The organism is Mesorhizobium sp. 1M-11, assembly GCF_001303895.1.
GTDB lineage: Bacteria > Pseudomonadota > Alphaproteobacteria > Rhizobiales > Rhizobiaceae > Mesorhizobium.
This window is the reverse complement of sequence record NZ_LJSD01000001.1, coordinates 255404-267914: the sequence shown is the minus strand read 5'-3', so window position 1 is coordinate 267914 and position 12511 is coordinate 255404. Positions and strand designations below refer to the sequence as shown.

Below are 12511 nucleotides of genomic sequence, written 5' to 3'. Positions count from 1 at the left end.
CAATGGAAAAGCAGGTCGACGTCATCGTCATTGGGGCAGGGGTCGTCGGGCTTTCGGCGGCGATTGCCGCGCAGGCGCGCGGGCTGAATGTCACGGTGCTGGACCGCGAGGGGCCAGCCGCCGGGGCTTCCGCCGGCAACGCCGGTGCTTTCGCCTTCACCGACATCCTGCCGCTCGCCTCGCCGGGCATCCTGAAGAAAGCACCGAAATGGCTGCTTGATCCGCTCGGGCCGTTGTCGGTGCCGCCGGCCTACGCCCTGCAGATCGCGCCTTGGATGTTCCGCTTCTGGCACGCCTGTTCGCCCAAGCGCGTGGCTCACTCCACCGCCGCGCAGACCGCGTTGATGGACTTGTCGAAGGCTGAGCTGGAACCTTTCCTGCGGCAGACAGGCACGCTGCCCATGCTGCGCAAGGAAGGCAATCTTCAGGTTTATGAAGGCGAGGCGGAATTCAAGGCTTCGCTGCCCGGCTGGGCGGCGCGGGAAGAACACGGCATCGAGTTCCTGCATCTCAAGACAGCCGAGATCGCGGAAATCCAACCGGGTCTGGCGCCGCGCTTCACCCACGGCACCTTCACGCCCGGGTGGTATTCGATTGCCGACCCGCGGCTTTATACGCTCGCATTGGCTGAACATTTCGGCGTGAAAGGTGGGGCGGTCGAACGCGCCGAGATCACCGCGTTGCGTCCGCTCGAGAATGCAGTCGATGTCATCGCTGCTGACGGCACCGTACGGCGAGCGCGCAAGGTCGTGCTTTCGGCCGGCGCTTTTTCGCACAAGATCGCCAGCACCATCGGCGAGACCATCCCGCTCGAAACCGAACGTGGCTACAACACCACCCTGCCGCAGGACGCCCTCGACCTGCGTACGCAAGTGACTTTCGGCGGTCACGGCTTCGTCGTCAGCCGTTTGTCCACCGGCATTCGCGTCGGCGGCGCGGTGGAGCTTGGTGGCCTGAAACTGCCGCCGAATTTCCGCCGCTCCGAGGCCATGCTGAAGAAGGCGAAGGCCTTCCTGCCCGGCCTGAAGCCGCAGGGTGGGGTGCAGTGGATGGGCTTTCGCCCCTCCCTGCCGGACAGCCTGCCGGCGATCGGCACCGCGCGGGCGACGCCGCATATCGTCCACGCCTTCGGTCATGGCCATCTTGGCTTGACCCAGTCGGCGGGTACGGCGCGTATCGTTGCGGATCTCTTGACCGGGCAACGGCCCGCCGTCGACATTACATCTTTCTCGCCGCAACGCTTTTGACCAAGGTCCCGCCCATGGCAACTCACACATTCTCCTGCATCGACGGACACACCTGCGGAAACCCGGTTCGCCTTGTTTCGGGCGGTGGGCCGCGCCTCGAAGGCACGAACATGCTGGAAAAGCGGGCGCATTTCCTGCGCGAATTCGACTGGATCCGCACTGGGTTGATGTTCGAGCCGCGCGGGCATGACATGATGTCGGGCTCCATCCTCTATCCGCCGACACGACCCGACTGCGACGTCGCAGTGCTGTTCATCGAGACTTCGGGCTGCCTGCCGATGTGTGGCCACGGCACGATCGGTACCATCACCATGGGCATCGAGAACGGCCTGATCACGCCGCGCGAACCCGGTAGGCTTTCGATCGACGCGCCTGCCGGCAAGGTCGACATCACCTATCGCCAGGAAGGCCGTTTCGTAGAGGAAGTGCGCCTCACCAACGTTCCAGGTTTCCTTTATGCCGAAGGGCTGACGGCGGAGGTCGAGGGGCTTGGCGAGATCGTCGTCGATGTCGCCTATGGCGGTAATTTCTACGCCATCGTCGAGCCGCAGAAGAATTTCCGCGACATGGCCGATTATACTGCGGGCGAGTTGGTTGGCTGGTCGCCGAAGCTGCGCGCCGCGCTCAACGCGAAATACGAGTTCGTCCATCCGCTGCATCCCGAGATCAAGGGCCTCAGCCACATCCAATGGACCGGCAAGCCGACGCAAGATGGCGCTCATGCCCGCAACGCGGTCTTCTATGGCGAGAAGGCGATCGATCGCTCGCCCTGCGGCACCGGCACTTCGGCCCGCATGGCGCAGCTTGCCGCCAAGGGCAAGCTGAAGGTCGGCGACGAATTCGTCCATGAATCGATCATCGGTTCGCTGTTCAACGGCCGTGTCGAGGCGGCGACGAAGGTTGCGGATCGCGACGCGATCGTTCCTTCGATCGCCGGCTGGGCCCGCATGACCGGCTTCAACACCATTTTCATCGACGATCGGGATCCTTTCGCGCACGGGTTCGTCGTCAAGTGAACGAGAGCTCTCCCGCCCGGTCGATCCTTGGCGGTACGGCCCAAGGGGCCGTCGTCGCGACACAGGAAGCACTGAGCTTTTGGGGCGGCGTCGATCCGGCCACGGCGCGTGTGATCGACGTGCATCATCCGCTACACGGAAGCTGCCTGACCGGCGCCATCCTGATGATGCCGTCGAGCCGCGGTTCCTGCACCGGTTCCGGCGTGTTGCTGGACCTCGTGCTGAACGGGCGGGCGCCGGCAGCACTCATCTTTTCGGAAGCCGAGGATGTGCTGACCCTCGGGGCGCTGATCGCATCGGAACTTTTCGACAAACCGTTGCCGGTCTTGCGTCTCGATCCGCAGGCCTTCGCCGCGTTATCGCAAGCGAAGACTGCGCGAATTGGGGATACGGCGATCGAAGCCGACGGGTCGACGATCCCTGTTGGTCCTCCGACCAGTGGCGCGCTGGATCTTACCGAGGCGGATCGTGCTATGCTCGCCGGGCAAGGGGGTGTTGCCGTCCAGCAGGCTATGCGCATCATCTGCGCCATGGCCATTCAGCAGAGCGCGCGCAGCCTTGTGGACGTGACGCAGGCGCACATCGACGGCTGCATCTATGCGAGCACCGCCAATCTGACCTTCGCCGAAAAGATGGCAGAGCTCGGCGCACGGGTTCGGGTTCCGACGACTATGAATGCCATCTCGGTCGATCGCGCCAACTGGCAGGCACAGGGTGTCGCGCACGATTTCGGCGATCCTGCAGCGCGCCTTGCCGATGCTTATGTGCGCATGGGTTGCCGGCCGACTTTTACCTGTTCGCCCTATCTGCTCGACAGTGCGCCGAAAAGCGGTGAGGCTATCGCTTGGGCGGAGTCCAATGCGGTGATCTTCGCCAATTCCGTGCTCGGTGCCCGCACGGCAAAACATCCGGACTTCCTTGATCTGTGCATTGCCCTGACGGGACGTGCCCCGCTCTCCGGCGTCTATCTCGACGAACACCGCAAGGCCCGACGTGTCATCGATGTGGAAGTTCCAAGTGGTGTCGACGATGCGTTCTGGCCACTGCTCGGCTATCTCGCCGGCCATGCCGCGCCCGACCGCATCCCGCTGCTGCGTGGACTTGGCGAAGCTCGACCGTCACGCGACGATCTTAAGGCGCTGTGCGCGGCGTTTGGAACCACGTCAGCCGCTCCAATGCTGCATGTCGAAGGGGTGACGCCTGAAGCCGATGGTGCCGGTGCAGCCGACGCCGACCATGCCGTCATCACGCGCACCGACCTGGCCGCAGCGTGGAAAAACCTCAATGCGGGACCGGAGGCGGTCGAACTCGTTGCCATCGGCAGTCCGCACGCATCGCTGGAGGAATGCCGTTCGCTGGCGGCCGCGCTCGCCGGACGCAAACGTCACCCGGATGCGGCAGTCATCGTCACCGCGGGCAACGCAGTCATAGCCGATGCTCGCAGTGAAGGCACGCTGGCGCGGCTTGAACAAAGCGGCGTGCAAGTGGTGCCAGACCTGTGCTGGTGCTCGATTTCAGAGCCGGTGTTCCCGACGCGGACGCGCGCCGTGATGACCAATTCCGGCAAATACGCCCACTACGGGCCGGGCCTGTCAGGCCGTGCGGTACGCCTCGGCAGCCTTGCCGATTGTGTGACCGCGGCACTTACCGGGCGCGCACCGGTGCGCCTGCCTGCCTGGCTTTCCTGAGGAGTTTCCGATGCGCAGCACCAAAACCATCCACGTGATCTCGGCACATGCCGAAGGCGAGGTGGGCGATGTGATCGTCGGCGGGATCACACCGCCGCCGGGCGACACGATCTGGGAGCAGAGCCGCTGGATCGCCCGCGACAACACCTTGCGCAATTTCGTCCTGAACGAGCCGCGCGGCGGCGTGTTCCGGCACGTCAATCTGCTTGTGCCGCCCAAACATCCAGAGGCGGATGCCGCCTTCATCATCATGGAGCCGGAAGACACGCCGCCGATGTCGGGTTCGAACTCGATCTGCGTTTCGACCGTGCTGCTGGACAGCGGCATCCTGCCGATGCGAGAGCCCGTAACGGAGATCACGCTGGAGGCGCCTGGTGGTCTCGTGCGCGTGCGGGCGGAATGCCGTAACGGCAAGGCCGAGCGCATCTTCGTGCGCAACCTGCCGAGTTTTGCCGAGCGCCTGGATGCAAAGCTGGAAGTCGAAGGGCTTGGCACGCTCACCGTCGATACCGCTTATGGCGGTGACTCGTTCGTCATCGTCGACGCGGCTGCGATGGGCTTTGCCCTCAAGCCGGACGAAACGCTCGATATAGCGCGGCTTGGCGTGCGCATCACCAACGCAGCCAATGCCGCCCTTGGTTTCAACCACCCGGAAAATCCGGACTGGAAGCACTTCTCGTTCTGCCTGTTCGCCGGTGCAGTCGAGCGCACGGTCGAGGGCTTGCGTGCCGGTGCCGCCGTGGCGATCCAGCCGGGCAAGGTCGACCGTTCACCGACGGGGACTGCCTTGTCGGCGCGGATGGCCGTGTTGCATGCGCGCGGTCAGATGGGCTTGGAGGATCGATTGACCGCGGTTTCGGTGATCGGTTCGACCTTCACGGGCCGCATCGTCGGTACCACGACCGTGGGTGGCCGCCCGGCGGTGCTGCCGGAAATCTCGGGCCGCGCCTGGATCACCGGCACGCATCAGCACATGCTCGACCCCGACGACCCGTGGCCGGAAGGCTACAGGCTCGCCGACACCTGGCCGAAGAAAGCATAGGTGGCTGCCACTACGACTGCGGCTCGGATCGCGGAGTAGGTTGCGGCCTCATGCGCATTCCGACCCCGCCGTTACAAGATCCTGATCAGGAGCAAACATGTCCCTCTCAGCCCGTCCAGCCGCGATCACCGATGCCGAAAGACGAGGCCGGCTTCAAAGGCTGCGGGAAAAAATGGACGCCAACGGCGTCTCCGCGGTCCTGCTCGGCTCTTCGGAGAGTCTTCGCTATTTCACCGGTCTCGTCTGGCGCCAGAGCGAGCGTATGCTTGGCGCGCTGGTGACGCCGACTTCGCTCACCTACATCGTTCCCGCTTTCGAACGCAGCCGCGTCGAGACGCTGCCGCATCTGGGCGCTGAGATCGCGACCTGGGAAGAAGAAGAGAACCCTGCGGCACTGGTCGCTTCGCTGGCGGGACCGAGCGGGGTGATCGCGCTCGACGACGCCCTCCCGCTCTTCATCTATCACGCTCTGGCCCGAACCCTGGGCGTCGAGCGTCTGGGCGACGGGACGCACCTCATCCGCGCATTGCGGCTCTACAAATCGGCCGCGGAGATCGCGCTGATCACATATGCCATGGAACTGACGCTCGAAGTGCACAAACGCGCCCATGCGATCATGAAGCCCAGTATCCGCGCTTCCGAGGTGGCTCGTTACATCGACGAGCAGCACAGGGCGCTGGGGGCTTCCGGCGGTTCCACCTTCTGCATCGTTTCGTTTGGCGCAGCCACATCGCTTCCCCATGGAGCCGATGGCGACCAGGTCCTGGAGCGAGGCCAGGCCATTCTTGTCGATACCGGCACGCGCATCGACGGCTATCATTCCGATCTGACGCGCAGCTATATGATTGATGAACCCGAAGCCGACTATGCACGTATCTGGCGATATGAACGCGAGTCCCAGCAAGCGGTGTTCGAGGCTGCGCAGCCAGGCACCCCCTGTCATCGTCTCGACGATGCGGCGCGAGCGGTCCTGGCGCGCCATGGCCTCGGGCCGGACTACCGGTTGCCAGGTCTGCCGCACCGGGCAGGGCACGGCCTCGGATTGGAAATCCATGAGGAACCATACATCGTCCGGGGCAACGATATGCTTCTCAGCCCCGGCATGTGTTTTTCCAACGAGCCTATGATCGTTGTGCCCGAGCGCTTCGGAATTCGGCTGGAGGACCATATCCATATGACTGAAGACGGACCTCAATGGTTTACCAGGCCAGCCAAAGGGCCGACCGAGCCGTTTGGCTGAGGTCTTCAGAAGCCGCTGAACGCTGCGATCCAAGCCGGCCATAAGCGGGCGGGATACTCAAAATCTGTGTCGGTATGTCGAGCGGCCCGACTGAAGTCGAGCCGCGCAAAACCGTCATAGTGAAATGCCGCGAATTTGCAGCTTCTCAGCAGTCGCCGTTATAGAAGCAATCGTCGTCGTCACGGCGCTCGCGGTAGCGGCGATCATAGTAGGGATCGTAGCGGCGCGGTTCGACCACCGGTGGGCCGAATGGGTCGTCGGAATAGCGACGCACAACGCGACGGCCGGGCGAACCTTCGCCGAAGACGGCGCGGCAGCCACCGTCGACCCAGATGGTGCCGGAACCGCGGTCGTAACCCCAGGTGCGGTTGCGGATGCAGGGGCTGTCCGACTTCTGCCGCACGATGACGGCGGAACGGAAATCTGCCTGGCATTCGTTGTACTGGTCACCATCGGACGAGCATGTGACCGTGCGTCCGGCATGAGCGGGCAACGTGGTAACCCCGACCAGGGCTGCAAAACCAATCAGTGAAGCGGCGGCAATCTTGATCACAGTGCGATCTCTTTTTCCGTGTGTGCTCATTTTATGAAACGTCCTCGGCCGCACAAGATGCCGCAGGATGACAACAAAGCGATTATCCCTATGAGATTTGGGCATTTTTCGATCAAGGAAATTCACGAATGCACCGACAAATGTAACGGATTGCGAGATGCCACTTTATCAACGCAGTATTGCCGCTAGATTGCGGGCACATTTCAATCCAATGGTCTCAGGGTAATGCTCGCCCGCCTGTTCGTGATTTTCGGTGGCCTGTTCGTACTGGCGCTCCTTGCGGCGCTGGTGGTGCCGCCACTCATCGACTGGACGGGCTACCGTGCCGACTTCGAACGGGAGGCAAGCACCATTCTCGGCCGCAAGGTAACGGTTAAGGGCAGTGCCACGGCACGGCTTTTGCCGTTCCCGTCGGTAACCTTCAGCGATGTCTCCGTGGCAGGTGGCGCGGGTGGCGAGCCCGCGATGACCGTCGAGACCTTCTCGATGGACGCTGAACTCGCCCCCTTCCTGCGCGGCGAGGTGTTGATCTTCGATATGCGGTTGGTGAAGCCGAAAGTCGCTATCGGCATTGCCGCCGATGGCAAGGTGGATTGGGCGGTCAGGCCGTCCTCTCCTTTCAACCCGGCTCAAGTGGCGATCGAGAAGCTGACGGTGACCGACGGGACGGTCGAACTGCGCCAGGAGGCCAGCGGCCGTGTCACCAAGCTGTCGGACATCAACGCGACAGTGTCGGCGAAATCGCTGGCGGGACCATGGCGCGCTGAAGGTGCGCTGAAGGCTGATGGCATCGCTACGCATCTTTCGGTAACAACCGGCAAGGCCGATGGGGTCGGCAAGATCGCGCTTCGGGTCAAGGCCGATCCCGAGGGCTACCCATTGTCGGTCGAGGCCGACGGCAACGCCGGCGTCGAGAATGGGCGGGCTCTTTATTCCGGTCAGTTTCGTTTCCTGGGTGACAATGGAGCCCAGCCGGGCGCCGCGGCGAAGCCGGATGGCGGATCTGCAGGTGCAGGCGCCAAGGCGCCACCTACCTATCGGTTGAATGGCAAATTCGAGCTTGACCATCACAAGCTCGCCGTCAACGAATTCCGCCTGGAGACTGGACCGCTCGACAATCCTTATACCGCCGACGGCAAAGCTTCGATCGACCTTGGTGCCGATCCACGCTTCGCCATCGAGGCGAGCGGCGCACGGGTGCAGTTCGAGGAAACGCCTGGCAAGGAAGGGACGGCAGCGCTGCCGCAGCGCATTGCGGCGCTCGAGCGGGTGCTCCTGGCATTGCCGAAACCGGCGATGCCTGGCTCCGTTGAAGTGAGGCTGCCGGCAGTGGTGGCCGGCGACACGACCATTCGCGATGTTGCCATTTCTGCCGAGCCGGCCGCGGGCGGCTGGGCAGTGAAGTCGTTGGCCGCGATCTTGCCTGGTCGCACCACGCTGGAAGCCAATGGGCAGCTTGGGGTCGACGGCAAGGTGCGGTTCACCGGCTCGCTGCTGCTTGCGGTCGCGCAACCTTCCGGTTTTGCAGCATGGCTATCTCAGGATGTCGATGAAGCGGTTCGGCGCCTTCCGACGGCAGGGTTCAGCGCCAAAGTCGATCTGACCGATGCCCGGCAGAAATTCGACGATCTCGAGCTGGCGCTGGGGAAGGCGAGTTTTCGCGGCAGTATCGATGCCAGCCAGCCGGCCGACGGCAAGCCGGCCGTCGTCACGAGGCTGGAGGGCGGGGCGCTCGATGTCGAGGGGCTGACGGCCTTTGCGGCGCTCTTCGTATCGGACAAGGGAGCAAACCGCTTCGCCGATGCGGACCTCGATGCCAAGATCAAGGCTGGACCGGTCGACGCCTGGGGTTTTTCGGCCGAAAAGTTGGATACGGCTTTGCGGCTGCGGGCCGGCATGCTGGAAATCGACAAGCTGTCGATCGGCGGGCTGGCGGGTGCGTCGATCAGCGCCACGGGCCGCATGAAGGATTTCCCCAAGGGACCGACCGGCAGCCTGGATGCCTCGCTGCTGGCGCCCGACCTGGCGCCGCTGGTCGATGCCGCCGCAGCCCGCTTTCCCGACAGCCGGTTGCTTGCGGCACTTTCGGAGCGTGGCAAGGCCTTTCCCGGCCTCTACCGGGATACGCGCCTCGACGTGGTGATGAGTGCAGCGGACAACGGCGACGGAAGCACGGGGCTGGCACTGTCCGGCAAAGGAGCAACCGGCGGTTCGGCGATGTCTGTTTCGCTGTCGGCACATGGTCAGCCGGGCGAGGTGGCCAAGGCACCGTTCTCGCTGACCTTCGACGCCAAGAACCCAGATGCCGCAGCGCTTCTGGCGCTCTATGGCCTGCCGGCTTTGCCGCTCGGCATGGTCGGAGAGGCAACAACCGACATCACGGCCAGAGGTACACTTGCCGAGGGCGCTGCGACTGTCTTCAATCTTTGGGGTCCGGATCTGCGTGCGCGCTTCGACGGCACGGTGACCGATACTCCGCAGGGACTGGCAGCCAAGGGCAAGGTGGCGCTCGACACTGCCGATATAGAGCCCTGGCTGATGACGACGGGCGTTGCACTGCCCGGCATGGGCCTGGGCGCTCCTGTGGCACTTGCTGCCGAGGCCGACTATGGCAACAACCGCGTCGCCTTTTCGGGCCTCAAGGGGAGTGCGGCAGGCACCGCTCTGTCCGGCGATGTCGCTGCTGACCTCGATGCCGCCAAGCCTCATCTGAGCGGACAGTTGGCACTGGACACGCTTGATCTCGACCCGCTGGCGGCAATGTTGTTCGGCAATGATGCGTTGGTTGGCGACGGTACCAGTTGGCCGAAGACACCGTTTGCCGCCAAGCCGGCGCTGCAGGTGAGCGCGGATCTCGAACTGGCTGTGGTGAAATTGCTGGCCGGTCCGCTGGTGACGGCCGACGATGCGATGCTGTCGTTGAAGCTTGGCGATGACGGGCTCGGTATCTCCAAATTGAAGGCGACGTTGTACGGTGGTGAAATCACTGGCCTGTTCGACCTGAAGAACAATGACGGTACCGGGCTGCTCAATGGTCAGGCGACGCTGACGGGCGCTGATCTTTCCAAGCTTCTGCCTGCTTCCGGTCTCTCGGGCGCGGGTACGTTTACCACCAGCGTGACCACGAGCGGCAAGTCCATCGACGCGATGGTGGCTTCGCTTGCCGGTTCGGGAACCGCCTCGCTCAAGGGCGTGACGATCGCCAATCTCAACGCCGATGCATTGCCGGCACTGCTTGCCAGGGCGGATGGTGTCGGCCGCGATATCGATGCACCGCGAACGGCAGCGTTCGCGCCGGAGATCGCCGGGCAGGGTTCCTTCGTCGTGCGCGACGCCGACATTGCCTTTACTTTGGCCGGCGGGGTGCTGCGCGCACCGCCGGTCAGCTTCGAGACACCAACGTCTGTCTTGTCGGCGGATGTTTCCGCCGATCTTGCAGCCGGCACGGTGGCGGCGCGTGGCGCACTCACCTACAAGGCGGGCGATGAGGCTCTGATCGGTTCAGATCCAGCGCTGAATTATAGTGTCGAGGGGCCGGTCGAGGCACCGAAACGCATCTTTGACAGTGCGCCGCTGGCGCAGTTCCTTACCCAGCGCGCGCTGGAGAAAGAGCAGCAGCGGGTGGAAGCCATGCAGGCTGCGCTGCTGGAAAAGCAACGGTTGCGGCGCGAGGCTCGTTACTACGCTGCCCTGCAGGAGGAACGTGACCGCGCGGAGGAAGAAAAGCGTCGCATCGAGGAAGAGAAACGAAAGGCCGAGCAAGAAGCGCGACTGAAGGCGGAGGCCGAAGCCAAGGCAGATGCGGAAGCAAAGGCGCGAGCCGAGGCTGAAGAGAAGGCGCGTGCCGAAAGAGCGCTTGCGGAAGCTGCCGAAGAAGAGCGACGCAAGGCCGAAGCTGCGATCCGTACGGCGCAAGAAGAGAAGGCAAAGCTGGACGCCGAGCGCCGGGCAACCGAGCCGTCACCTGCCGAACCGGGCGCGCCGGTGCGCAAGCTGGAGCCTTTTTCGATCCAGGATTTCCTGAAAACGCTGCAATAAGCGCGTCGCCGCCGGAGGCCTTTGGAGGGTGCCATGGCTGCGTGCGCCTGAAAGGACAAGTGGCATGAACACGGGCATTGCAACGGTGCGATTGGCTGGTCCAGACGATGTGGATGCCTTCAAGCATATACGGCTGGAAGCGTTGCGGCTGGAGCCGGCGGCCTTCGCCAGTCGTGTTCAGGATTGGGAGGTGCTGCCTGACCAGGAATGGTTGCGGCGCGTGACCAGTGGTGCGGTCTTCATCGCCTTTCGGGACGATGAGCCGGTCGGCCTGATGGGGCTGTTGTGCGAGCAATCGGCGAAGTCGCGTCACCGAGCCACAATCGTCATGGTCTACGTGCGGGCGAGTGAGCGGGGCGCAGGTACGGCCAAGGCATTGCTGGATGCGCTTACGCGATATGCGCAGCAAGAAGGTATCCTGCAACTGGAACTGACCGTCAGCGTGGAGAATCCGGCAGCGCAGCGCTTCTATGCACGCGAGGGTTTTGCCGAAATCGGCCGCCTGCCTGCCGGACTGATCCATGAGGGCAGGGAGATCGACGAAGTGATGATGGCCAAACGCGTTGGGCCATGAAGCGCTCCGGCCTGTAGAAATTTCACAACGCGATTTTACTTGGGCTCTGCTTCACCCAGTTCAGCACGTAAAGCCGCAGCGCCGATGACAAGTTGGCTTCACGGGAGCGCTGTTCGTCAATCTCGGCCACGAGCGAGGCGAGAGTGAGACCTCGGCTTTCGGCGATGGCTGCAAGTTCGTCGTAAAACGGCTTTTCCAGCGAATAGGACGTGCGGTGGCCACGAATGGTGACCGAGCGTTTTTCGACCAGGCTCACCTGCGGCTTAGCTCTTGTCGGGGGATGAGGAGCCCGGCTCGCGGCGATGGCCATCGATCAGGCGCTCGGCTTTTTCGGCTTGCAGCTTATCGCGCAGCTTTTCGCTCTTGCTGCGGCCGTGCAAGGCACGGCTCTGTTCAGCCGCCGCGGCGCGTTCCTCACGCGCCTTGCCCTTCTTGAATTGGCGGAGATTGACGATCTCGGCCATGGTTCCGGATTATTTCTTGCGGAAGGCGTCGAGCGAGACGACCTCGGCACCCTTGCCGGCGGCGGGTTCATCGGCCTCCGGCTTCTCAGGTTCGGCCGCCGCTTTCTTCTTCGATTCGGATTTCTTTTCGGGAGCAAGTGCGACAGGCTCGGCTGCCGGCTTGTCTTCCGCTTCATCCGCCGTCTCGGTTCGGACGTCAAATTCGAGTTCGAAATTCACTGACGGATCGTAGAAGCCGCGCACCGCAGAAAACGGGATTTCCAGCTTCTCCGGAATGTCTGAGAAAGACAGACCGACCTCGAAGCCGGCTTCCGTTACCTTCAGGTCCCAGTACTGGAACTGGATGACGATGGTCATCTGTTCGGGATAGCGCTCGCGCAGGCGCGATGAAATGCGTACGCCCGGTGCGCCCGTCAGGAAGGTGATGAAGAAGTGGTGGTTGCCCGGAAGGCCGGTGCGCGCGACCTCCGCCAGCACCTTGCGCATCACGCCGCGCAAAGCCTCCTGGGCCAGGATGTCGTAGCGAATGTGGTCGTCGGCCATATGCCTGGGCGGTTCCGGTTGAATCGTCCGCATAGCTGTAATCAAGCTTGGCGGGCTCGTAAACCGCATATAGAGGGCGCCGGCACAGCCGCCAACACCAAAGCCG

General features: G+C 63.4%; 11 protein-coding genes. 7 read left to right on the top strand and 4 right to left on the bottom strand.

Features of this window, described 5'->3' with window-relative positions:
* Positions 1-2: 2 nt before the first annotated feature.
* From AO692_RS01245 to AO692_RS01225, 5 genes are all read left to right on the top strand, one after another.
* Positions 3-1247, top strand: a complete 1245-nt coding sequence (locus AO692_RS01245) for an FAD-binding oxidoreductase (RefSeq protein WP_054308203.1) — start codon at positions 3-5, stop codon at positions 1245-1247.
* 14 nt (positions 1248-1261) lie between these two features.
* Positions 1262-2263, top strand: a complete 1002-nt coding sequence (locus AO692_RS01240) for a 4-hydroxyproline epimerase (RefSeq protein WP_054308441.1) — start codon at positions 1262-1264, stop codon at positions 2261-2263.
* On the top strand, positions 2260-3951 hold the full coding sequence (locus tag AO692_RS01235) for an aconitase X (RefSeq protein WP_054308202.1): 1692 nt from the start codon (positions 2260-2262) through the stop codon (positions 3949-3951). The genes AO692_RS01240 and AO692_RS01235 overlap by 4 nt, the downstream gene beginning before the upstream one ends.
* A 10-nt stretch (positions 3952-3961) precedes the next feature.
* Positions 3962-4993, top strand: coding sequence for a proline racemase family protein (locus AO692_RS01230; RefSeq protein ID WP_054308201.1), 1032 nt, complete (start codon positions 3962-3964; stop codon positions 4991-4993).
* Between the two features lie 97 nt (positions 4994-5090).
* A complete protein-coding gene (locus AO692_RS01225) occupies positions 5091-6233 on the top strand; it encodes a Xaa-Pro peptidase family protein (RefSeq protein ID WP_054308200.1) in 1143 nt (380 codons plus the stop codon).
* A 145-nt stretch (positions 6234-6378) separates the two neighbouring features.
* Here the strand turns inward: AO692_RS01225 and AO692_RS01220 are convergent, their stop codons facing one another.
* Positions 6379-6786, bottom strand: coding sequence for a DUF3011 domain-containing protein (locus AO692_RS01220; RefSeq protein ID WP_054308199.1), 408 nt, complete (start codon positions 6784-6786; stop codon positions 6379-6381).
* A 225-nt stretch (positions 6787-7011) separates the two neighbouring features.
* Here AO692_RS01220 and AO692_RS01215 point away from each other — a divergent pair, with 225 nt between their 5' ends.
* Together AO692_RS01215 and AO692_RS01210 are read left to right on the top strand one after the other, a co-directional pair.
* Entirely contained in the window at positions 7012-10824 is a 3813-nt protein-coding gene (locus AO692_RS01215) for an AsmA family protein (RefSeq protein ID WP_054308198.1), read from the top strand.
* A gap of 64 nt (positions 10825-10888) precedes the next feature.
* Positions 10889-11398 carry a GNAT family N-acetyltransferase gene (locus AO692_RS01210; RefSeq protein ID WP_054308197.1) on the top strand — a complete coding sequence of 170 codons (510 nt, stop codon included), beginning with the start codon at positions 10889-10891 and terminating at the stop codon, positions 11396-11398.
* A 22-nt stretch (positions 11399-11420) separates the two neighbouring features.
* Here the strand turns inward: AO692_RS01210 and AO692_RS01205 are convergent, their stop codons facing one another.
* Genes AO692_RS01205 through AO692_RS01195 form a run of 3 tightly spaced genes read right to left on the bottom strand, consistent with a single transcriptional unit; the run spans position 11421 to position 12405 of the window.
* A complete protein-coding gene (locus AO692_RS01205) occupies positions 11421-11654 on the bottom strand; it encodes a ribbon-helix-helix domain-containing protein (protein WP_054308196.1) in 234 nt (77 codons plus the stop codon).
* 7 nt (positions 11655-11661) lie between these two features.
* Entirely contained in the window at positions 11662-11862 is a 201-nt protein-coding gene (locus AO692_RS01200) for a DUF4169 family protein (RefSeq protein ID WP_054308195.1), read from the bottom strand.
* Positions 11863-11871: 9 nt separating this feature from the next.
* Positions 11872-12405: an SspB family protein gene (locus AO692_RS01195; protein ID WP_054308194.1), complete on the bottom strand. Its 534-nt coding sequence runs from the start codon at positions 12403-12405 to the stop codon at positions 11872-11874.
* Between the last annotated feature and the right edge of the window lie 106 nt (positions 12406-12511).